Source organism: Acetobacter sp. P5B1, from assembly GCF_018811985.1.
In the GTDB taxonomy this organism is placed as follows: Bacteria; Pseudomonadota; Alphaproteobacteria; order Acetobacterales; family Acetobacteraceae; genus Acetobacter; species Acetobacter cerevisiae.
Window position 1 is genome coordinate 1 of sequence record NZ_JACRVS010000033.1, and the last position, 22164, is coordinate 22164.

Annotated in this window: 22 protein-coding genes, 1 pseudogene and 1 riboswitch; of the genes and pseudogenes, 18 read left to right on the forward strand and 5 right to left on the reverse strand. The window is 60.1% G+C overall.

Going from position 1 to position 22164, the window contains the following annotated elements; genetic code table 11:
* Window positions 1-165, reverse strand: a pseudogene (locus tag KP703_RS13670) (IS5/IS1182 family transposase); the annotation flags it as partial.
* Window positions 166-246: 81 nt separating this feature from the next.
* Here KP703_RS13670 and KP703_RS13675 point away from each other — a divergent pair.
* From KP703_RS13675 to KP703_RS13720, 9 genes are all read left to right on the forward strand, one after another.
* Window positions 247-831, forward strand: coding sequence for a TetR/AcrR family transcriptional regulator (locus KP703_RS13675; protein WP_215755346.1), 585 nt, complete (start codon window positions 247-249; stop codon window positions 829-831).
* A gap of 187 nt (window positions 832-1018) precedes the next feature.
* On the forward strand, window positions 1019-2419 hold the full coding sequence (locus tag KP703_RS13685; RefSeq protein ID WP_215755348.1) for a sodium:solute symporter: 1401 nt from the start codon (window positions 1019-1021) through the stop codon (window positions 2417-2419).
* Entirely contained in the window at window positions 2416-3450 is a 1035-nt protein-coding gene (gene add, locus KP703_RS13690) for an adenosine deaminase (protein WP_215755349.1), read from the forward strand. The genes KP703_RS13685 and add overlap by 4 nt, the downstream gene beginning before the upstream one ends.
* 109 nt (window positions 3451-3559) lie before the next feature.
* Entirely contained in the window at window positions 3560-4639 is a 1080-nt protein-coding gene (cobT, locus tag KP703_RS13695) for a nicotinate-nucleotide--dimethylbenzimidazole phosphoribosyltransferase (RefSeq protein WP_215755350.1), read from the forward strand.
* The gene (gene cobS, locus KP703_RS13700; protein WP_215755351.1) at window positions 4636-5439 is read left to right on the forward strand and encodes an adenosylcobinamide-GDP ribazoletransferase; all 804 of its coding nucleotides are present in this window, start codon (window positions 4636-4638) and stop codon (window positions 5437-5439) included. The genes cobT and cobS overlap by 4 nt, the downstream gene beginning before the upstream one ends.
* A gap of 25 nt (window positions 5440-5464) precedes the next feature.
* A riboswitch (cobalamin riboswitch) is annotated at window positions 5465-5600 on the forward strand.
* A gap of 34 nt (window positions 5601-5634) precedes the next feature.
* Window positions 5635-5859, forward strand: coding sequence for a CbtB domain-containing protein (locus KP703_RS13705; protein ID WP_043549773.1), 225 nt, complete (start codon window positions 5635-5637; stop codon window positions 5857-5859).
* A gap of 22 nt (window positions 5860-5881) precedes the next feature.
* Window positions 5882-6604, forward strand: coding sequence for a CbtA family protein (locus KP703_RS13710; RefSeq protein ID WP_215755359.1), 723 nt, complete (start codon window positions 5882-5884; stop codon window positions 6602-6604).
* A 99-nt stretch (window positions 6605-6703) separates the two neighbouring features.
* On the forward strand, window positions 6704-8173 hold the full coding sequence (locus KP703_RS13715) for a glycosyltransferase family 39 protein (RefSeq protein ID WP_252354096.1): 1470 nt from the start codon (window positions 6704-6706) through the stop codon (window positions 8171-8173).
* Between the two features lie 109 nt (window positions 8174-8282).
* Window positions 8283-8492, forward strand: a complete 210-nt coding sequence (locus KP703_RS13720) for a hypothetical protein (protein WP_062249636.1) — start codon at window positions 8283-8285, stop codon at window positions 8490-8492.
* Here KP703_RS13720 and KP703_RS13725 read toward each other — a convergent pair.
* A complete protein-coding gene (locus tag KP703_RS13725; RefSeq protein ID WP_062144107.1) occupies window positions 8482-8907 on the reverse strand; it encodes a helix-turn-helix domain-containing protein in 426 nt (141 codons plus the stop codon). The genes KP703_RS13720 and KP703_RS13725 overlap by 11 nt on opposite strands.
* 107 nt (window positions 8908-9014) lie before the next feature.
* Here KP703_RS13725 and KP703_RS13730 point away from each other — a divergent pair, with 107 nt between their 5' ends.
* Window positions 9015-10079: an SDR family oxidoreductase gene (locus tag KP703_RS13730; RefSeq protein ID WP_215755352.1), complete on the forward strand. Its 1065-nt coding sequence runs from the start codon at window positions 9015-9017 to the stop codon at window positions 10077-10079.
* A 170-nt stretch (window positions 10080-10249) separates the two neighbouring features.
* Entirely contained in the window at window positions 10250-10432 is a 183-nt protein-coding gene (locus KP703_RS13735) for a hypothetical protein (protein WP_063907046.1), read from the forward strand.
* A 19-nt stretch (window positions 10433-10451) separates the two neighbouring features.
* On the opposite strand, the gene KP703_RS13740 is transcribed toward KP703_RS13735, so the two are convergent.
* The gene (locus KP703_RS13740; protein WP_215755353.1) at window positions 10452-11273 is read right to left on the reverse strand and encodes a histidine phosphatase family protein; all 822 of its coding nucleotides are present in this window, start codon (window positions 11271-11273) and stop codon (window positions 10452-10454) included.
* Window positions 11270-12262: a threonine-phosphate decarboxylase CobD gene (gene cobD / locus KP703_RS13745; protein WP_252354097.1), complete on the reverse strand. Its 993-nt coding sequence runs from the start codon at window positions 12260-12262 to the stop codon at window positions 11270-11272. Before cobD ends, KP703_RS13740 begins: the two co-directional genes overlap by 4 nt.
* Before the next feature lie 241 nt (window positions 12263-12503).
* Between cobD and cbiB the strand changes: the two genes are divergently transcribed.
* The 7 genes from cbiB (at window position 12504) to KP703_RS13780 (ending at window position 21733) form a co-directional block, all read left to right on the forward strand.
* On the forward strand, window positions 12504-13490 hold the full coding sequence (cbiB, locus tag KP703_RS13750; RefSeq protein WP_215755354.1) for an adenosylcobinamide-phosphate synthase CbiB: 987 nt from the start codon (window positions 12504-12506) through the stop codon (window positions 13488-13490).
* Window positions 13487-14125, forward strand: a complete 639-nt coding sequence (gene bluB / locus KP703_RS13755; RefSeq protein ID WP_215755355.1) for a 5,6-dimethylbenzimidazole synthase — start codon at window positions 13487-13489, stop codon at window positions 14123-14125. Before cbiB ends, bluB begins: the two co-directional genes overlap by 4 nt.
* Before the next feature lie 503 nt (window positions 14126-14628).
* Entirely contained in the window at window positions 14629-16503 is a 1875-nt protein-coding gene (locus tag KP703_RS13760) for a hypothetical protein (protein WP_215755362.1), read from the forward strand.
* 40 nt (window positions 16504-16543) lie between these two features.
* Window positions 16544-18235 (forward strand): alpha-keto acid decarboxylase family protein, encoded by a 1692-nt coding sequence (locus KP703_RS13765; protein ID WP_215755356.1) that lies wholly within the window; start codon window positions 16544-16546, stop codon window positions 18233-18235.
* A gap of 69 nt (window positions 18236-18304) precedes the next feature.
* Window positions 18305-19567: an MFS transporter gene (locus KP703_RS13770; protein WP_252354098.1), complete on the forward strand. Its 1263-nt coding sequence runs from the start codon at window positions 18305-18307 to the stop codon at window positions 19565-19567.
* A 147-nt stretch (window positions 19568-19714) separates the two neighbouring features.
* Complete coding sequence (locus KP703_RS13775) at window positions 19715-20308, forward strand: hypothetical protein (RefSeq protein WP_156470147.1); 594 nt, start codon at window positions 19715-19717, stop codon at window positions 20306-20308.
* A 75-nt stretch (window positions 20309-20383) separates the two neighbouring features.
* Window positions 20384-21733, forward strand: coding sequence for an MFS transporter (locus KP703_RS13780; protein ID WP_215755357.1), 1350 nt, complete (start codon window positions 20384-20386; stop codon window positions 21731-21733).
* A 221-nt stretch (window positions 21734-21954) separates the two neighbouring features.
* On the opposite strand, the gene KP703_RS13785 is transcribed toward KP703_RS13780, so the two are convergent.
* The coding region (locus KP703_RS13785) for an integrase core domain-containing protein (RefSeq protein WP_215755358.1) at window positions 21955-22164 on the reverse strand (210 nt) is incomplete at its 5' end.

Here is a 22164-nt window from a genome sequence, read left to right on the forward strand (position 1 = left end):
CGGCGGACGTCCGCCTTTACTTCCGTCTGAATAGGCCAGAGCCAGCTCCAGATCAGGGCGGAACACCTCAAAATCCACAGTCCGGGAAAAGGCCTCCAGTTGATCGCCAAGCCCGCTCAGCCGAGCAAGACGCTCTTCAACATCAAAGAAACCAGATTGCTTCATCTTCCTCCATCCCCAATCAACGCCAAAAAAATGGAATCACACAGAACAACTCAGAGCCAAGGGGTTTTTCGAACCCTCCACATGCTCCGCGACGAATATGCAGCCCAGACCCGGCAACGTATTATTGAGGCTTTCATTGCTCTGCTTGAAGAGAGCGAGGACAGCACTATTGCGACCTCTGCTCTTGCTAAAAAGGCGGGTGTCTCGCTGCGGACGGTGTATCGTTACTTTCCGTCACGCGATGCTCTGCTTGCGGCAACGGCGGACTGGCTGAATACAGAGGTCTTCGGGCTGGCGTCACAGGGTGACCCGGAGGGTGTTGTAAAAGGGTTTCAGGTCGCGGTCGGGAAGTTCGATAGTCGTCCGGATCTTGCCCGCATTCTTGCACTCACGCGCGTTGGGCGCTCCATGCGCAGCACGTTCCGGAATGAACTGGCTTCCCGGAGGCGGAGCCTCTTATGGACTGACACACCCGGCATCCCTGCCCCAGACCGAGTGCGGGCGGAAGCCGTTCTGGCCTGTCTGGACAATGTTCAATCCTGGCTGACGCTACGAGAAGAGTTTGACATGGATGCGAAGGAGATTGGGGCAGCCATCGGCTGGGCGATGGAACTGGTGCTGAATGAGACCCGGCGCTCCGCTCAGACCAGAAAGAAGAAGCCGTGATAACCACTTTCCCGAACAGGCGGGCCGTGGCGCTCGGTTTTGGCATTCCATGCATTGCGATTGTTCTTGTCGCACCGTTTCTCAGTTGTCTGCCGTTTTCAGTGTTTGGGATTCCCATTGTTTTTGTCTGGCTCTTTGCGTGGTTCCCGCTGACATCGTTGTGTCTGTGGCTTTGTGAGAGACTGCGATGACCGGGGTTATTGTCGCCTGCGTCCTGCTTCTGTCGCTCGGTGCAGCGTGGCTTGCGCGCGTGCGGTCCCGGCATATGTCAGTCGAAACGCTGCTGGTGGCAGACCGGGCATTGCCTGCGCCCATGCTGTTTATTCTCACTGTGGGTGAGATTTACAGTATTGGCTCGATCGTTGCGTTTCCTGCCGGGCTTTATGGGCATGGCGTGAGCTACGGATACTGGTTTCTGGGCTATCTGCTTCTGGCCTTTCCGGTTGGGTATTTTGTCGGCCCTGCCATCTGGCAACGGGCAAAACAGTATGATGCGTGCACTCTCCCCGAGGTTTTCGGACGGCATTTTAAAAGTGTTGCGTTCGAGCGGCTGACGGCGTGGGCCTGCGTGATCGCTCTGGTTCCGTGGGGACAGTTTCAGTTTATTGGGCTGCGCTCCGTTCTGGATACAATGGGATTTTCCGCAACACCGGCTGCGGGTCTGGCGGGGTGTGCTGTGATCGCATTCGCCTATGTGGCACTGGGCGGCGTGCGGGCTTCGACTTACGTCGCATTCCTCAAGGATGTTTTGATGCTGTTTGGCATCGCCGCTGTCGGCGTCGGGGCGATCTGCATGCAGTATAAACTCTCGGGCGGCCATGCGGACATCGTCAGGCCGACGCTTGCGCCCCCTTCTGGCAGCAGTCTTGTCTTTGCCATCACCACAATCCTTTATCAGGGCATTGGGTTTTATTTTCAGCCATCCGTTACCCCCTATTTGTTTACGGCACGTTCGGCACAGGCTGTGCGCAAAGCCATGATTTTCATGCCGCTTTATATGTTGATGTATCCGTTTGCCGTGTTTGCGACGATTTTTGCCTTGCGGTTTCTTCCGCCCTTATCAAACCCGAACGCCGTGTTTTTCCATGTCGCGGGCGTGTTGCTCCCGCCGTGGATGGTGGCGCTGGCAGCCGCGGGCGCATTGCTGGCCGGGTTGCAGGTTCTGGCGGCCACGTCTCTCAATATCGCGGCGATGATGACGCGAAACATTGCACCTAAACTGGGGCGTCGGCACCCCAAACGGGCCATTAATCTGGCGGTTATCCTGTTTCTTGTGCTGGCACTGGTTGCCACGGCGCATGCGCCTGCAATCATGCTAACGGCTTTGAATGTCAGCGGTTATGTCGGGATTCAGTTTGCGTCTTTGTGGTTCCTGATTCTGACGGGCTGGCCGGCTTCTGCCCGGATTGCGGGGCTGGGACTTTTTTCGGGGGCGGCCCTGGCGATCGCGTTATTTGCGTCCGGGGCCTCTCTTGGCGGTGTTAATCCGGGGCTGATCGGACTGCTGGCCAACTGCGCCATCGTGTTTTGTCCTCTGTGGCGTGGTCGGGGTGCGGTGGGCGTTCACACTAAGAAAGATCTGTTATGAGCCTTGACACTCTTATAAGAGCCATTCCGAAAATTGACCTGCACTGCCATCTGGCAGGCTCACTGAGTGCGGAAACCGTTTTCGCTCTTGCGGCGAAGAACAGTGTCCCTCTGCCGGTGACGGACCCAGACAAGTTCTATGCGTTTACGGATTTCTACGATTTTCTTGCGCGGCTTGAGGTCATAGGCCGGTGCATGATCACACGGGATGATTTTGCGCGTGTGTCTTACGAGGCGCTTGCGGACGGGTATCGGAAAGGCAACCTGCGCTACGCCGAGTTTTTCTTTAGTCCGAATTACCATTACCCGCACGGGGTCCGTTACGAGACCATGGTGGACGGGTTTATTGATGGTCTTCGACAGGCAAAAGAAGACTTCGGCATTACCGGCCGCCTGATCCCTGCCATTAATCGCGAACTCGGGCCGGAGGTCGCGATAGCGATGGTGCGGGACGTGCTCGCCCATCGGCGGGAGGAGGTTATCGGGATCGGCATGGACTGTGCCGAATTCAAAGGCCCGCCGGAGTTGTTTAAGGATGCCTATGCTCTGGCCCGCTCCGCCGGTCTGCGCTGCACGGCGCATGCCTGTGAGGACAATCAGACGCTGGCACAGGCACCCCCGCGCAATGTCGAAACCTGCCTTGATGTTCTGGGCTGTGACCGGATTGATCACGGCTATAATATGCTGGCGGACCCGGTTCTGACATGCCGGTGCAGGGACCGCGGGGTGCCGTTTACGGTCTGCTCCCATACCTGTGTGCCGCAGCGCATGGAAAAGCGGGCAGAAACGCTGAAAGCGATGCATGAGGCGGGACTGTTTCTGGTTCCCTGTACGGACGACCCGCCGATGTTCGGGACGGATATTGGCACGACGTACGTGACGATGGCGCGTAGTCTGTCCCTGAGTGTGGAAGAGGTCGCGGCGATGTCTCTGCGGACGGTTGAGGCCTCGTGGCTTTCGGACGCGGAAAAAGCGGCCATGAAGACAGAGTTTGAGGCCGAAATTCAGTCTCTCGGTGTCATGAAGGCCTGAAGAGCGGGAAGGAAAGAGGTCTCCCGCTCGTTTCCATACCCCATGCTGGATGGAGCGTTCGAAAAACAGGGTTATGATGTCGGGTCTTTAGATTGTATCCATGCGGCCCATGAAAACGAGCATACTCCACGATCCGAAACGGTCGATTGACTCCCTCTCTGCCCTGCGGGCTGCCTGTACGGCGTTGCCGGGGGTCGATGCTGCGGCGCAGCGGCAGATTGCCGACCGCGAGGCCGAGCTGACCAAACCAGCCGGCAGTCTGGGGCGGTTGGAAGAGCTGACGCGCTGGCTCGGCGGCTGGCAGAAGCGGGCGCGGCCTCAGCTTGAGCAGGTGCAGATCCTGATTTTTGCGGGCAATCATGGCGTGGTGCGGCAAGGGGTTTCGCCCTGGCCGCAGGATGTGACGGCCCAGATGGTCCAGAATTTTGAAAGCGGCGGGGCGGCTATCAATCAGCTTGCCCGCGTGGCAGACGCCCGGTTGCGGGTGGTGCCGGTGCTGGGGCTGGCCTCCACGGCAGATTTCACCACGGCTCCGGCCATGACAGAAGCCGCGTTTCTGGAGGCTGTACGGACGGGGTATGACGCCGTGCCGCGTGACTGTGACCTGCTGTGTCTGGGGGAAATGGGCATTGGCAACACCACAGCGGCTTCAGCACTGGCGGCGGCGCTGTTTGGAGGTGCCGGGGCAGACTGGGCCGGGCGTGGCACGGGGCTGGATGCTCCGGGGGTGGCGCACAAGGCGCGGGTGATTGATGCCGCTCTGGCGCATCATAAGGCGGAAATGACGGCGGCACAGGGTGCCGCTGAGGCCGTGGCCGTATTTGACCCGCTGGAAATAGCCCGCAGACTGGGCGGGTATGAACTCGCGGCCTTGCTGGGGGCGACGCTGGCGGCGCGGCATTACGGCATTCCGGTGCTGCTGGATGGATTTGTTTGCACGGCGGCAGTCGCTCCACTGGCGCGGCTGGCAGCAGGCGGGCTGGACCATACGCGCCTCTCCCATTGTTCTGCGGAAGCGGGCCATGCGCGGCTGGCGGAAAAGCTGGAGCTGGTGCCGTTGCTGGACCTTGGTTTGCGGCTGGGGGAAGCGTCGGGCGCAGCACTCGCGGTGCCTCTGCTGCGGGCAGCGGTGGCCTGCCATAATGGCATGGCGACGTTTGCGCAGGCTGCGGTTTCGGGCCGCACATGAACACCCCCGCCCCGGCTGAGTCCTTTGGTGCGCGGCTGCGGCTGGATCTGGCCTGCGGGCTGAGTTTACTGACGCGCCTGCCCGTGGGCTGGCTGCTCTCCCCCGCGCAACGCGCCAGCACGGCGCTGTGGCCGATGGGCCGTTCCATCTGGTGCTGGCCGCTGATTGGCGCGGCGATTGGGGCGGTCGTCGGGGCAGTCTTCTGGCTGCTGCGGCTGAGCCATGTGGCGGCGTTGCCGGCGGCGGGGCTTGCGCTGGCGTTCCAGTGTGTGCTGACCGGCGGCCTGCATGAAGACGGACTGGCCGACATGGCCGACGGCTGTGGCGGGGCCACGCGGGAGCGTCGGCTGGAAATTATGCGGGACAGCCGGATTGGCAGTTACGGCGTCATGGCGCTGTGCCTGAGTCTGTTAGTGCGGGCCTCGGCTGTGGCAGCGCTTCCCGCTGGGGTGGCTGTGCTGGCGCTGGCCGTCTCCGCGTGTCTGGCGCGGGCGGTGCTGCTGGTGTTACCCGCCTGCCTGCCCCCTGCCCGGCCTGATGGTCTGGCCCGCTCGCTCAACCCCCTGCCGCGTGGGCCGCTCTGGATCGGGCTGGCTCTGGGGGGGGTGAGCGTTGTGGCGTTGGCGGGAGAGATGACGGTGCTGGTAAGCCTCTCCGCTGTGGCGATAGCCCTTGCGGCCTGTGGGCTGGTGGGCATGGCCGCGCGGCGGTTGCTGGGCGGTTATACGGGCGATGTGCTGGGGGCGGCTGCGGTGTTCACCGAGTGTCTGGTGCTGGCGGGTTTCACCGCGCTGTTCTGACTCCAGAGGTCCCACCTGCTTTTGTATGAATTGACAGGGGCGGAGGGGCCGTTCAGACTACAGGCTGATCTGAGGAAGCTGGTGAGAGTCCGGCACGGTCGCGCCACTGTAATCCGCTTTTTTAGAGCGGGAAGTCAGACCCTCAGCGTCGTTTTTTCCACCGCGGAACGCGTTTTTACCAGCGGAGCCTGTTTGATGATGCACCCCTCTTCCTCCCGCGCACGGGCCATTGCGGCGCCCGCACCTGTTGCCATTCCCGTTGGCGCTCTGCTGCCCTGGGCGGTGTTTGGCCTGCTGCTGTCTGTACTGATGCTGTATTTTGTGGGCGCGGAACAGGGTGCTGTCTCCCTGATTTCCGGCCATGAAGTGCATGAGTTTGTGCATGATGGCCGCCATCTGCTGGGCTTCCCCTGCCACTAAAGAGCAGGGATTTTTCCTGATGATTGCTGGACGTTTGCTGGCACGCGGCATGATTGCCGGGTGCCTTGCGGCGGCGCTCGCCTTTGTGTTTGCCCGTTTTTTTGGCGAACCACAGGTGGCGCTGGCCATTGCGTTTGAAGCCGCCCGCAGTGCGGCTGAAGGCGCGGCACCCGAACACGAGATGATCAGCCGCTCTGTGCAGGCCAGTTACGGTCTGGCCACAGCCACGGTGCTGTATGGCGCGGGCTTTGGCGGGTTGTTTGCGCTGGTGTTTTCCTTTGCCTATGGGCGGCTGTCTTTCCAGTCCCCTCGCGTGCTGGCGCTTTTGCTGGCCGTGGCGGGGTTTGTGACCGTGGTGCTGGTGCCGGACCTGAAATATCCGCCTAACCCACCCGCTGTGGGCAACCCCGCTACGCTGGCACTGCGCACGGAAACCTATTTTGTGATGATTGCGCTGTCCATTTGCGTAGCCGCCATTGCCTGTCTGATTGGCCAGAAGGTTGCGCAGATGCGGGATGCGTGGACCGGGTGGCTGTGTGGTGGGGCAGTGTTTGTCCTGCTGGTCGCCCTTGTGCAGTTTGGTCTGCCGGATGTGAATGAGGTGCCGGACGGATTTCCCGCTGTGGTGCTCTGGCGCTTTCGGGAGTCTGCGCTTGGCATGCAGGCTGTGCTCTGGGGTAGCATGGGGCTGATTTTTGGTGCCCTTGCCACACCCGTGCTGATAGGCCGCGCTCAGAAATTTTAAATTTCATTTTACAGAGGCCAGCAAAGAAACCTTGTATGTTTCCTTCTGCTGGCCCGGCGGGCTGGAAAACCATTCAGGCAAAAGCCCCTTCGGATCTCTATGTCTCTGCGCGCTCCCTTTTTTAAAACGCTTTTCCACCACCGTTTTATGCCTGCCGTCCTGCTTCTGCTCTTTACGGTTGCCTCGCGTTTTCAGACATTCGGAAATCCTCTCCTTAATATTGATGAAGAATTCTACCTCTTTGGCGGAGGTCGGATTTTACACGGGGATCTGCCCTATCTCGCCTTCTGGGACAGAAAGCCTGCGCTTTTATTTGTGCTTTACGCGGGTTTTCATCTTTTTGGGCCGTATCGTGTGCTGGCCTATCAAATAGGTGCGGCACTGGCGGTGTGGGGCACCAGCCTTTTGCTCTACAAAATGGCCCGCACCCTGACATCGCGCGGCGGCGCAGTGGTGGCGGCCATGCTGTATTGTACCGGCCTCACCCTGTGCGGGGGTGAAGGCGGGCAGACGCCGGTTTTCTATACGCTGCTTGTGGCGGCCGCCATGGCGCTGGTTCTGTTCAAAGTGGTACTGGCACCAGATGGCCCCCGGCAGGTGCGCCGGGTCGGCATGCTGGCCATGGGGCTGTTTGGCCTGTCCATGCAGATCAAATACACCACGGTGTTTGAAGGCTGTTTTCTGGGGCTTTACCTGCTCTGGTATGCGGCGCGCCATGGGCAGACACGGCGCGGCCTGTGTGCGGATGCCGCCCTTTGGGTGCTCCCGGCAGTCCTGCCCACGGCGGCAGTTTTCCTGTTTTACGCCGTCATCGGCCATGCGCATGACTGGTTTTTTGCCAATGTGGATTCCATTTTTCTGCGTGCCGCGATGCCGCCAGCCGAAACGGCCGCTCTGAGAATAAGACTGCTCAAAGCCATTGCCCCGCTGCTTGCCGGGGGCGCTGTTGCGGTCTGGTTGTTCCGCCATGCGCCGGGGCAGGCCCAGCGACAGTTTCTCAGCTTGTGGGCGGTGGCCGCCTGCTGCGGTGTGGGGGTATTTGGCGGCTGGTATTTCCATTATGCGCTGCCACTTTTTGCACCACTTGCCGTCATCAGCAGCCCTTTGTGGAACCGGAAAGCGGGCCGGTTCTGGCTGGTGCTTGTGCTGGCTGTGCAGACCGTCACCGCGCAGAAGCGTCTGCACAAGCACCGTCTTGAGAATGGCAATATGCGGACCTATCAGGCCTATCTGGCTGTTATGCCGGACCCTAAAGGCTGCCTGTTTGTGTATGAAGGGCCGCCCATTTTGTATGACACCTCACACTGGTGCGGCCTGACAAACCACCCCTTCCCCGGCCATTTCAATGAGCAGGCGGAAATCCACTCGACCGGGATGAACCCCTCTGCGGAACTGGACCATGTTCTGGCACAAAAGCCCCGCTATGTTGTGACGCAGGCCCCGGCCTGGGCGGGTGAAAACCTGAGCATCCGCGCCCACCTGTTCCAGACGCTGACACAGGATTACCGGGAAGTTTACCGCCATCAGGGTCCGCAAACTGCGGTTGTGGTGTATCAGCGCGCTCCGTGACCCCTGTCAGACGTGCCCCAGCACGAAGAGTCTTGCGCCGGGCGGCAGGGTGTGCGAGCGTTTTCATTGCGATTTGTGAGTGAGTCGTTTGCAGAAAAGGGATTGGACAATGCCTGCACGGTACAAAGCAAAGGCTGTGAAAAAGTCGTCTTTCCAGAACATGCTGCTGTTTCCCATCATGTTCATGCCTCTGGCGATACTGTATGTGGCAAACCTGCCCATAAGCGACCTTGATAAAGGGCTGCTGGATGGGGCCGTGGCGGGTATGCAGGTGCTGATGGTTCTGGCGCTTTACCGGTTCAAAACCTCTAAAAAGTAACGCTCTGCTCGGGCGCATGCTCCGCAGGGCGTGCGCCTGATGCCTGCTTTGCGGTCAGAGCGTCCAGCTCCGCAGCGTGGTCAATGGCCCATGCGTAGAGCATTTCTATTGGTTCAATAAAAATCAGGCCTGCGGGTGTCAGGCGATACTCCACGCTGGGCGGCATGATCTGCTGAACATGGCGGCTGACGAGGCCGGACTGTTCCAGCTCACGCAACGTCTGGGTCATCATTTTTTTGGACAGGCCCGGCACACTCCGCTGGAGTTTGCCCGGTCGTGATGCGTCCCCCAGCAGATGCAGCGTATGCAGGATCATGGTGGTCCATTTTCCGCTGAACAGACGCAGCACGCGGCGCGGCGCGCAATCTTCCACAAACGGGGCCTGACGATAAACCGACGGTAGCGAAGAAGGCATGGTGTGGGCACCTTTTGGTAACCAGGGCACGAAATAGTGCCGTCTGGCGCATGAAAAACCAGAAGCGCAGAGTGCAGGACAGAGGATAAACCGGAAAGGAAAATCTGATGTCCAGAATAGCTCTTGTTGTGGGTGCGACGGGTATTGTCGGGCAAAATCTCTCCGCGCGGCTGGTGGCGGATGGCTGGGTGGTTTACGGGCTGGCCCGCAGGCCGCGCATGGAGAGCGCGGGGGTCTTGCCGGTGGCGGTCGATTTGCTCAACCCGGAGGCGCTCTCGGCGGCGCTGGCCGGGCTGCGGCCCACACATGTGTTTTTCTGCTCATGGTTGCGGCATGCGACGGAAGCTGAAAACTGCCGCGTGAACAGCGCCATGGTGCGCAATCTGTTTCACGCCCTGCCCGCACCGGACGCTGTGGAGCACGCGGCGCTGACCACGGGCCTGAAGCATTATCTCGGTCCGTTTGAAGCCTACGCCAGCGGCACCCCGCCGCAGACACCCTTCCGCGAGGACATGCCACGCCTGCCGCTGGAAAACTTCTATTACGATCAGGAAGACGCGCTGTATGAAGCGGCGCAACAGCACGGATTTTCATGGAGCGTGCATCGCCCGCATACCGTGATTGGTTATGCCGTGGGCAATGCCATGAATATGGGTTCGACGCTGGCGGTTTATGCCTCCCTTTGCAAAGAAACGGGCCGTCCGTTTGTGTTCCCCGGCTCCCCCATGCAGTGGCACGGTCTGACAGATCTGACCGATGCCCGCCAGCTTGCCCGGCACCTTGTGTGGGCCTCCACCAGTGCGGCGGGGCGGAATGAGGCGTTTAATATCGTCAATGGCGACGTGATCCGCTGGAAATGGCTGTGGCCGCAACTGGCTGCATGGTTCGGGCTGGAGGCCGCACCCTACCCGGAAGAGGCCTCCCCCCTCACCCCGAAGCTGGCGCAGGATGGAGAACTCTGGGCCAGCCTGAGCAAGAAGCATGGATTGCGGGAGCCTGACATCACACACCTGGCCTCGGCCTGGCACACGGATGCTGATCTGGGCCGCCCGGTGGAATGTGTAACGGACATGACCAAAAGCCGACTGGCGGGCTTTACCGATTATTGCGCCACCCCCACCGCGTTTTTTGACCTGTTTACGCGGATGCGGGCGGAGCGGTTGATTCCGTAAAATGCGCGTTTGCCCCCGCCGCCTCTGTATTGGGTGCGGCGGGGGCATGACTATCTTTGAATTTTTCTATTCCGAAATGATCTGTTTCTCTCTAGTTTGACAGGAAGACTCAGGATCAGAGTGGGTCTGCTAACCTGAACGACGAATTTTAAAGTAAACGGATTGCAGCAATGTCAGACACCACAAAAAAGATTGCACTATGGAGTGTTTCCGGGCTGATTTTTATCGTTCTCGACGTTGCACTTGTTGAGCATTTTAAACTCAGAGACCATTTCTGGATCAATGTTCTGGTGATGTTTGGACTGGCGCAGCTCTGCACAGCGCTTGTCACAAAAACCTTACGGCGCAGGTAACGCGCACCCGCTGCCCGTTTTACGGCACACCCAGCATCCGCAGGCGCCAGTTTCCCGCATGATGGGTGAAGAGGCTGGTGGTTTGCGGGGCGATATCCAGCCGGGTCGCCATATCCGGGCCGCCTTGCAGGATACATGAGGCCAGTGCGCGCACGACAGCGGGGCGGGCAATAAGCAGCAGCGTGCGGGCGCTTGTGTCAGGCTGTGTGCGCGACTGGAAGCGTGCGTGTGTGCCTGAGGGATTACCGGGCTGACGGCCGCTGTGGGAGCCGTTTGAAAGGGGACCTGTATCCGGGGCTGCGTCTGCCTCTTTACCCAGTGAAACAGTGTTAAGCCACGTGCCAATCCGGGCGTGAAACTGGCGGAGGCTCTCGCCCTCCGGTGGGGCAAAATCCGGGTCGTGCAGCAAGCCGTTCAGGGCGTCTGGTGGCAGGTCGCGCAAGGCCTGTCCGTGCCATGTGCCGTAATTGCGGTCTTGGAGGCTAGCGGGGCGTATTACGGGGAGTTCCGCAGGAAAGTGGGGCTTCTGTGAGGCGTCATCTGCCTGCGGAGCGGGTGACTGTGCGGCGAATTGCGCGGACAGGTTTACCGGGGTGGTAATCTGTTCTGGGACTGGAAGCGGGCTGCTCAGGCCCTCACAGGTGCAATCCCCGGCCAGAATGATCTGTGTGAACCGCGGCGGTTTGCGGAGTTGCGGAAGGGTGAAACCCTCTGGTCCGGCGGGGGTGCGGGCCACAGTCTGGGCCTCGCGCGGTGGGATGCGCCCCTGTTTGACGGCGTCTGGCAGGGTAGATGTCAGGCAGACAAGCCGGATGGTTTGGGTTGCGGGGGGCGCAGTCATGGGGCCGTGCCTCTGGAGTGCGTGGCCCATGCCTGCAAGGCGGTTTCCAGCCGGGACCATGCAGCGTCTGACGCTGGCAGACCAAGGCGAAGGCGGCCCGGCTGATCTGCAAAAATGCGGGTCACGAGGCCGCAGGTGCAGAAATGTCGCCAGAGAGCCGGGGCGTCTGGGTGCAGCACCAGCGTGAACAGGCTGGCCTGCCCGGTGTGGCGCAGGGCGGCGGCATCCAGAAGATTGGTCAGGCGGGTATGGGCTGCGCGGGCCTGTGTGCGGGCGGTGGCGCGCCATGCGGTGTCTCGCAAAGCCTGTCGTCCGGCAGCCAGACCGAGGCTCCCTACCGGCCATGACCCGAGCACAGCGCGGGCTTGGGCGGCGACTTCCGGGCTGGCGAGCAGAAAGCCCAGCCGCACACCGGGCAGGCCGTAGGTTTTCCCAAAGGACCGCAGCACGACCAGTGCTGGATGCGGCAGGAGGGGGGCTACGCTTTCCTGCTCAAAATCCGCGAAGGCTTCATCCACAATCAGAACAGTGCCGTGCGCGGCGCAGGTGTTGGCCAGTGTGTGCAGCCAGTCAGCAGAGAGAAGGCGACCATCGGGGTTGTTGGGGTTACAGACCACGCAGACCGTGCCGGGCTGGGTAGCGGCCTGCTCCAGTGCTGCGGGGTCCGTCACCTGTTGCACGGGCACGCCCTGCAAACGCCATGCCTGCGCGTGGCCGGAATAGGTTGGCCCCAGCAGGCACACGCGCTGCGCGGGCAGCAGACGCGGCAGCAGGGCAATCAGGCTTTGGCTCCCGGCCCCGGCCACCACCATGTCGGGACTGCTCAGCCCGTAGGCGAAGGCGGCTGCGGCCTGAAGGTCGGCTTCCTCGTCTTCTTCCGGCAGGCGGGCCAGCACGGTCGGGTCTGGCATCCGAAGGGGATAAGTATAGGGGCTGATGCCAGTGGAAAGATCATAATAAGGCCGGGGTGCTTCCGAAAAATGCGCCATGACGGCCCGGACCTGCCCGCCGTGGACTGGGAATGGGAGAGCCTCTGGCGGCGAGGGTGCGGGAGCAGAAACCGGCACGGATGGCGCAGTGCGCACCGTGGGTGAGGCAGCGCGCACTGGTGGCACGGATGCTGACTCAGGGATGGCAGCGGATGGGGCGTGCGTGGTAGTCTGCGGGCTTCCCTGCATGCTTTTGGTCGGTTCTGCTCCGGCCTGCCCGCTTAGTGAGTCTGCTACCCGCATGGTGTTCCCTCTTTCCGTCACGCTCCCCGTAGCAGCCCTTGCCGCCATTCTGGAAGCCGCTTGCGGTTATCCCCCTGCCCTGCTGGCGGCTATCGGGCATCCGGTGATGTGGATTGGGGCCTTGATAGACAAGCTGGACACCGCCCTCAACCAGCCAGAATTTTCTGAGCGGAAGCGACGCTGGATGGGTGTTCTGGCGTTAATCCTGATTGTGGGCGTGCCGCTCTGGATGACCGGGGCGGTGCTGGATCTGGGCTATCGGTTTCTGCCCGCCCCCGTCATGCTGGGGGTGCAGGCACTCGCAACCTGCACGCTGGTCGCGCAAAAATCGTTATGGACGCATGTGCGGGCTGTGGGAACTGGCCTGCGGCAAGGCGGGCTGGCCGGAGGGCGGCAGGCTGTGGCGCAGATTGTCGGGCGGGATACTGCCGCGCTGGATGAAGCCGGGATTGTGCGGGCCGCGCTGGAAAGTCTGGCCGAGAATTTCTCCGATGGCATTGTGGCCCCCCTGCTGTGGGCGGCGGTGTTCGGCCTGCCGGGGGCGGTGTTCTACAAGGCGGTCAATACGGCGGACAGCATGATTGGCCACCTCACCCCGCGCCATGCCGCTTTTGGCTGGGCGGCGGCCAAACTGGACGATGCGGTGAATCTGCCTGCCTCCCGCGTTGCGGCACTCTGCCTGATCTTAGCCGCCCCGGCGGAGAACCGGGCCGCAGCCCGCGCGGCAGTGCGACGGGATGCGCCGCGCCATCGGTCCCCCAACGCAGGCTGGCCGGAAGCCGCCATGGCGGGAGCGTTAGGCCTGCGGCTGGCGGGGCCGCGCCTTTATAAAGGGGTGCGCGTGGAAGATGCGTGGATGGGGGCCGGCACGCCGGAGGCAACCGTGGCGGATCTGGACCGGGGACTGGTGCTGTATCGGCGCGCCTGTCTTATTCTGGTGGGGGTCTTGCTGGTGGGGGCACTTCTCTTCATGATCCCGGCATGACAGCCCCCCTCTTCTCCCCCGCTTTTCGTGCCTCTCTGGACCAGCTTTTTACGTGGCGGCGCGATGTGCGCCATTTCCGCACGGACCCGGTGCCCGAGGCCGTGCTGTCTCGCCTTCTGGAAACCGCCTGCCTTGCCCCCTCCGTGGGGTTGAGTGAGCCCTGGCGCTTTGTACGCGTGGATGCCCCGGCACGTCGCGCTGAAATCCGGAAGAACTTTGCCCGCTGTAATGCGGAAGCCCTGACGGGCCATAGCGGTGATGACGCACAGCGTTACGCCACGCTCAAGCTGGCCGGGCTGGATGATGCGCCGCACCATATTGCCGTCTTTTGTGACACCAACCCCGCACAGGGGCGCGGGCTGGGGCGCGGCACCATGCCGGAAACCACGGTGTGGTCTGCCGTCATGGCCATTCACACCTTCTGGCTGGCGGCCACGGCGGAGGGTGTCGGGCTGGGGTGGGTCTCCATCCTGAACCCGGAGGACGCCAGCCGCACGCTCTGCATTACGCCGGACTGGCAGTTTCTGGCTTATCTGTGTGTGGGCTATCCGGCAGAACAGGCAGACACACCGGAGCTGGAACGCCGGGGATGGGAACAGCGCAACCCGGCCCGCAGGCAGTGGATTAACCGCTGACTCAGGCCTGTTGCCGGAGCGTATGACGGCGTGGGAACGAGTCCGGCGCATTCGTCTCAAAATTAAGAATCCATGACGCGGCCTGCGCTTCTGCATGCTGCGGACCGGAGGGCTGCCCTGCGCGCCTGCCGAAAAATCATGACAGATTTTTGATGGTTTATGAGACTTTCTGATAAATTAAGGCCGTCTTTCAAACCAGAAATCGGCCCGAAAAGCCCCCTGACACGACCAGTAATTTTCTCTTCCCTGCGTTTTCAAAGCCTCAGAAGATCATAAAGTTTATTTTAAGGTTTTTTGGTATATACTCGCTTTTTATAAATCTCATCTCACGAAATATTGTCAGACTCTTTTTGATATAATTAACACTATGTAATATTGATATGAATCATTGAGGTTTCTACCTATTTCACAGAAAACCAGTTTATCTATAACAAAGTTTTATAATTTTCTGAGGATTTAGTGTGAAAGCGCCTGCGCTCCGGGGTTCTACCGACACCAGAAAACTGGATACCAGACTTCTCCTCGGAACGGCTCTTGTCTGTGTTCTGAGTGACCCATCGCTCGCTCATGCGGATGATGCGCAGGAACTCGCAGCCATTAAAGAGCAGATGCGCAAGCTGGCAGCACAGGTGGAAGCCATTGAGCATCGGCAGGCGCTCAAACACGGACAAAGCGGGCGTCAGGTCGCCTCAGCCCGCACTACGACTGGGGTGCGGACGGCCAGTGCAAAGAATGCGTCCTCTGGGGGGATGCGCACCGCCGCGAGCACGCATGGTGGTTTCTCTGAGGGGCTTTCCGGCCTGCGGACAGATGGTCCGGCTGATCCGGGTATTCGCTTCTCCGGCGGGGCACAGCCGATTGAAATTGGCGCCAGTCAGAACCCGACCCTGAACAGTGGCTCCGGGTTTGCCGGGTTCCGGTGGATGCCGCAGCAGCCGGAAGCCCAGCCGTCCAAATCCGCTATCGACCTGACCTCGTCCAGCCCGTCCTCCATTACCCAGACGGACGTGGACCGCCTGCCCCCCATTTTCAGCATTGGCGGCATTTCCGTCCGGCTGGGCGGGTTTATTGATTTCTCCAATATCTGGCGCAGTTCCAACATGACCAGTGGCCCCGCCACGGCATGGAACAACTTCCCCTACGCCAACAGCCCCAACCATGGGCTGAGTGAAGAGCGGATGTCCGCACAGCTCAGCCGTATGTCTGTGTTGATGGAAGCGAACCCGTCCAAGGACGTCCGCTTGCAGGCTTATGTGGAAAGTGACTTTGCCGGGGCTGGCGGCACGACAAACAGTGTGCAGATCAGCGGGTACACGCCGCGCCTGCGGCAGGGCTACTTTACCTTCACGCAGAAGGAGTGGGGCCTGCATATCCTGATGGGTCAGGCGTGGAGCCTTTCCACCAACTACGCCAAGGGCATTCTGCCGCGCCAGGAACAACTGCCTGCCGTGACGGATAACAATCAGATCCCCGGTATTACCTTTACCCGTGTGCCGCAGATCCGCATTGGCAAGGACTGGCACGAGAAATACTGGCTCGGCCTGTCCATTGAAGATCCGCAGGCGACTGTTGGGTTCTCTTCCGCCCTGTCTTCCGGCAGCACCCTGCCCGCCGCCTATGGAGAGAAGGTGGGCGCGCGCGTGTATTATGCCAATGCAGGCGGCGTGCTGCTGAACCCGAACACGCAATATAGCTATAACCCCGCGCCGGACATTATTCTGAAAGGCGCTGCGGATACCTCGTTCGGGCATTATGAAGTGTTCGGCATGGCCCGCTGGTTCCGCTCCCTTGCGGTGGAACCGGGCATGACCACCACCAAAAAGCACACCAGCTTTGGCGGTGGCGTGGGCGCTGGCATGACAACGCCTCTGGGGACCAAAAAACTCCAGATGGCCGGTAACATTCTGGCAGGGGAAGGCATTGGCCGCTACGGGCCGAGCCTGATCCCGGATACCACGCCCAATGCGCGGGGCGCTCTGTCCCCCGTGCCGGAGCTGATGGGCTCCCTTGGTCTTATCGGGCATCCCACCCCGTCCGTGCTGCTCTACACCTACGGGGGTATCGAGACAGCCGGACGCAAGCGATACATTGGCGCAGATGGCGCCCAGTATGGCTACGGTGTGAATGACCTCAATCTGGGCGGGTGCGATGTGGAATTCGGCACCTGTAACGCCCAGACCCGTACGCTCGCATCCCTCACCGCCGGTGGCTGGTGGCACTTCGTTGAAGGCCGCTACGGCAGTGTGATGGGGGGCCTGCAATACACCTATATCCGGAAGTTTGCCTTCAGAGGCAATGACGGCAGCAACAACAGTGTGTACCCGACAACTTCGGGCAACACAGTTTACGTCACCTTCCGATATTTGCCGTTCCAGTAAATTGGAATTGCAAAATACTCGCCAAAGGAGAGAGAACTCGATGTCTTATACAGTTGGCACTTATCTTGCTGAGCGTCTTGCCCAGATTGGCCTGAAGCATCACTTTGCAGTGGCAGGGGATTATAACCTTGTACTGCTCGACCAGCTTCTGATGAACAAGGACTGTGAGCAGGTTTACTGCTGTAACGAGCTGAACTGCGGTTTCTCTGCCGAAGGCTATGCCCGTGCAAACGGCGCAGGTGCTGCAGTTGTGACCTTTAGCGTTGGTGCTCTGTCTGCACTGAACGCCATTGGTGGCGCTTATGCGGAAAACCTGCCGGTTATTCTGATTTCCGGCGCCCCGAACTCCAATGACCACGGCAGCGGGCACATCCTGCACCACACCATTGGCACGACGGACTATTCCTACCAGTTGCAGATTGCTGAAAAGCTGACCTGTGCGGCAGTGTCCATTACGTCTGCTGAAGACGCACCGGAAAAAATCGACCACGCCATCCGCACCGCGCTGCGTGAGAAGAAACCGGCTTATATTGAAATTGCCTGTAACGTCTCTGCCCAGCCCTGTGCAGCCCCCGGCCCCATCAGCGCCGTTCTGGATGCCCCGGCCTCCAACAAGGAAACGCTGGAGGCTGCCGTAAAAGCTGTTGCGGACTTCATTGAAAAGCACGAAAAGCCCGCCATTCTGGTTGGCAGCCGTCTGCGCGCCGCTGGTGCGGAAGAAGCCGCTGTGAAGCTGGCTGACGCGCTGGGCTGTGTTGTGGCCACTATGGCTGCGGCCAAGAGCTTCTTCCCTGAAGACCACCCCGCTTACGTCGGCACCTTCTGGGGCAGCGCCTCCACGCCGGGTGTGAATGAAATCTTTAACTGGACGGACAGCATTCTTGCGCTGGCCCCCATCTTTAACGATTACTCCACCGAAGGCTGGACGGCATGGCCGCAGGGCCCGAACGTGGCTGTTCTGGACAAGAACATCACCAAGCTGCACGGCTACTCCTTCGACAATATCCACCTGAAGGAACTGCTGGAAGCTCTGGCAGAGTACTTCAAGAACAAGCCGAAGAAGGATTCCACGCTGGTCCAGTACAAGCGTGTGCATACCGAACGCATGGTGGAAACCACCGGCAAGGGTGATGACGTTCTGACCCGTGCGGACATCCAGCAGACGCTGCAGAGCCTGGTGACACCGGAAACCACCATTGTTGGTGAGACGGGTGACAGCTGGTTCAACGTCATGCGCACCAAGCTGCCGCGCGGTGCCCGTGTGGAACTGGAAATGCAGTGGGGCCACATTGGCTGGTCTGTGCCAGCAGCCTTTGGCTACGCTGTGGGTGCCCCGGAACGCCGCACCATTCTGATGGTGGGTGACGGCTCCTTCCAGCTGACGGCGCAGGAAGTGGCCCAGATGATCCGCCGCAAGCTGCCGGTTATCATCTTCCTGATCAACAACGCCGGGTACACCATCGAAGTTGAAATTCATGATGGTCCGTACAACAACATCAAGAACTGGGATTACGCAGGCATCATCAGCACCTTCAATGCTGAAGATGGCAAAGGCAAAGGTCTGCGCGCCAAAACGGCGGGTGAACTGGCCGATGCAGTGAAGGTCGCGCTGGAAAACAAGGAAGGCCCGACCCTGATTGAATGCGTGATTCCGCGTGATGACTGCACGTCCGAGCTGATTTCCTGGGGCCGCCATGTGGCCACGGCAAACGGCCGTCCGCCTGCAAAATAAGTCAACCTGCATGGCCGTGCCCCTGCGAGGCACGGGCGCGGCCTGCACCTTTTTGAAAAGCACCTGTTAATGTCGGCTTCCAACACACCCAGCGCCGCCCCGCAGCCGCAAAAAATACAACCGCTTTATGTGCTGGCGTGGTTTCTTTGCGCCCTGTTCTATTTCTATCAGTATGCCATCCGCTCTGCTCCGGGCATTATGCAGGATGAGCTGACGCAGGCCTGGGGCAACAGCCACCTCGGCCTGATGATTGCCTCCTACTACATTGTTTATGCACTGGCCGCTCTGGCCGTGGGCGTGCTGCTGGACCGTTATGGCGCACATGCCACCATGCCGGTGGGGATTGCCATAACCAGTGTTGGCTGCCTGATTTTTGCACAGGGCAGCATGCCCGCCGGGATTGGCGGGTATGTGATTCAGGCGCTGGGGGCCATTTGCGCCTTTGTTGGCTCCTCCTACGTGGCAGCCCGGTATCTGCCGGCGCGCACGCTGGCCCTGTTTGTGGGGCTGACGCAGTGCCTTGGTATGGCCGGGGCCGCGTTTGGCTCCAAACCCACCCGTATTCTGATTGACCCTGCCGGCTCCTTCCACCTGCCCTGGCAGAAAGTGTGGCTGGGCTTTGGGGTGATTGGCGTTTGTCTGGCCATTGCGACATGGCTTGTCATGCCGCGGGATTCCGGGGACAGCACGGCCCACCACGGCCATCTGTCTGCTGAAAACCTGCTCAAGCCGTTCAAGACCATCTTCGGGAACCCCCAGAGCTGGTATGCCGGGATTATTGGCGGCCTGCTGTTTGTGCCCACAACCATTGGCGCGCTGGGCTGGGGGGCTTCCATGCTCAACAAGGGCGAGCATGTTTCCATGGCGTTTGCGGCCTCCGACATCTCCATGGTGCCGATTGGCTGGGTGATTGGCTGCCCGCTGCTGGGCTGGATTTCTGACAAGATTGGCCGCCGTAAACCGGTGCTGATTGGTGGCGCTCTGGTGTTGCTGGCTGCTGCCCTGTGCGCACTGTATGTGCCGGTTGGTGTGATGCCGCGTTACTCTGTGGCGCTGATTATGGGCATTGCCTCCGGTGCGGCGATGATCCCGTTCTCTTCCATGAAGGAAGTGAACCCGCCGGAAGTTAAAGGCACGGCTGCGGGTGTGATGAACTTCCTCGTGTTTGGCACGACGGGCATTCTCTCCCCCATGGTATCCGCGCTGATGGGTGGCGGTGGTGATTCCATGGAAGTCTTCCACCGGGCCTTCCTGCCGCTGGTGATTGGCATTGTGGTGGCCATCGTGCTGGCCTTCCGCCTGCGTGAGACGGGCTGGGCTGTGCAGAAATAAACCTTCTGCCAGTTGGGTTTTAAAAGGAGCGCGGACCTTGCGGGGTTCGCGCTTTTTTGTGCGCGCCGGACGATGTTTATTGACAAGACTGCTAAGCCTGAGGACCATTCCGGGTCATATCAGCGTCCCATCAGAAGGACAGCCCTCTTGCCCCAGCCGCCTTTACCCTCCCCGGAAATTTTTCAGCATGTCCGCATCATCATGGGGATGGTGGTGGGCCTGAGTGTGGCGCGCCTGCTGAATGGTCTGGTGCGCATTATTCAGCACCCCGGACAAACGCGGGTCTATCCGGTTCATATCGGCTGGGTGCTGACGCTGCTGCTCATGCTCATGCATTTCTGGTGGTGGGAGTTCTGGCTGGTTACGCTGCACAGCTGGACATTCGAGATCTATCTGTTCCTCATTATTTACGCGATTATTCTGTTTTTTCTCAGCGCGTTTTTGTTCCCGGATTCAATCAGCGATTATACGGGCTATGAGGACTTCTTTATTTCCAGAAGGAAGTGGTTTTTCTCATTTTTCGCCCTGAGTGTGGTCTTTGACCTGATTGATACCCTGCTCAAAGGGTCCGCGCATTACGCCCTGTTTTCGGCTGAATACTGGTTCCGGGTTCCGGTCTACCTTGTGCTGTGTGGCGTTGCCATTGTGTCTGCTAATCGCCGCTTTCATATGGCGTTTGTCAGTCTTGGACTTGTGTATGAGGTTTCCTGGATACTGAGACATTTTGAGACGTTGAGCTAAAACCTGACGGAATTTTGATATTTTCTCCGTAAGACATTAAGGCAGCTTTTTACACACAGGACACTGGAACCCTTTATGACCACTCCGCCTGTTTCCGATACGCAGCGCCGTCTGGTCATGCTGTGTGCCGTGCTTGGCATTGTTCTGGGGGGACTGGACGGGGCGATTGCCAATATCGCGCTCCCGACCATTGCCCATGACCTCCAGTGTAGCGAGACGCTGACGGTCTGGGTCGTCAATGTGTATCATCTGGCGGTTGCGGTCAGTCTGCTGCCGGCTGCGGCGTTGGCGGACTCTTTGGGGCTTAAACGGGTTTACGGGTTTGGGATGGCGCTGTTTACCGCAGCGTCCCTCGCCTGCGCGCTGTCCGGCTCACTCGGCGCTTTGATTGGTGCGCGTGTTGTGCAGGGGTTGGGGGCGGCGTGTATGGCAGCCCTCAGCGGCGCGCTGGTGCGCAGTGTTTACCCCCGCGCCATGCTGCATCAGGCGTTTGCCATTATTGCGCTGGCGGTTGCCATTTCCGCAGCCATTGGGCCGACACTGGCAGCAGCGGTTCTGGCGGTTGCCTCGTGGCCCTGGCTGTTCCTGATTAACGTGCCGATTGGCGTGATGGCGGTTGTGCTTTTCCTGCGCGTGGCTCCGTCCAGTCCGCGCGCCCCTCTCTCGTTCGACAGGGCGGGCGCGCTGTTGAACGTGGGCGCTCTGGGGCTGGGGATTCTGGGCGTTGATGCGCTGGGGCAGAAGGAAACCGGGCTGGCGGTGCTTGAAATCGGAGCCGGTATCCTCTGCACGCTTCTGCTTTACAGGCAGCAGAAAAAGCTGAAGACACCCATGCTGCCGCTGGATCTGCTGGCTATTCCGCTGTTCTCGCTCTCAATCCTGACCTCCATCTGCGCGTATGCCGCGCAAATTCTGGCCTATGTCGCGCTGCCGTTTTTGTTCCAGACGGTTATGCATCTTTCTGCCGTAACAACCGGCCTGCTGGTGACGCCATGGCCGGTGCTTGTTGCCGTGGCGGCCCCTTTTGCGGGCCGACTGGCAACACGGCACCCTGCATCGGTTTTAAGCAGTGTTGGTCTGGCAATTTTGGCGATAGGACTGGCCGCACTCAGCCTGATGCCGGCACAACCGGCCTTTTGGAATGTGGGCTGGCGCATGGCGCTGTGCGGCATTGGGTTTGGATTTTACCAGACGCCAAATAACCTGACCGTCATGACCTCTGGCCCCGCCACCCGCAGCGGAGCAGCCAGCGGCATGATGGCCGTGGCCCGCACGCTGGGCTGGGCGCTGGGGTCCGCACTGGTCGCCCTCGTCTTCGGCCTCTCGCAAGGCAGCGGCGGTGCTGTGCATTGCCTTGAACTGGCCACCGCCTTTGCCCTGCTTGGCGCTGTGCTGAGTGTTTCCCGGCGGGTGGTGCGGAGTTAGGTGGGGGGTAGGGGGTTGGAATGGCCGGATCAGAAGAATATCTCTTCAAAGTTCTGACGAGTGCTGAACTGGTCTTTTCAGGTTACCACAAGCTTTGCAAGAATAGCTGCCATATTAGTAGGATAATTGGTTGGGTCTTTGTTACCCTCTAGGACGAAGCTGGCCTGAGACACGAGTAATTGGGTAATCCCCCCATTTTTAGTGGGGCATTGAATGAGAATTCAGGCAGCTGTTTTTAGTTTCTGGGCGGGGGTTAGCCCGCTGTTCCCCATGTTGGGTCTGTCATGGTTATATGTCCAGAGCCATTGTGTTGCGACCTCCTGCACGTCCTGAATGCTTTCAAACAAATACTGCTCCAGCCATTCCTGCCGTACAGTTCTGTTGTAGCGTTCAATATAGGCATTCTGCTGCGGATTACCCGGTTGCGTATA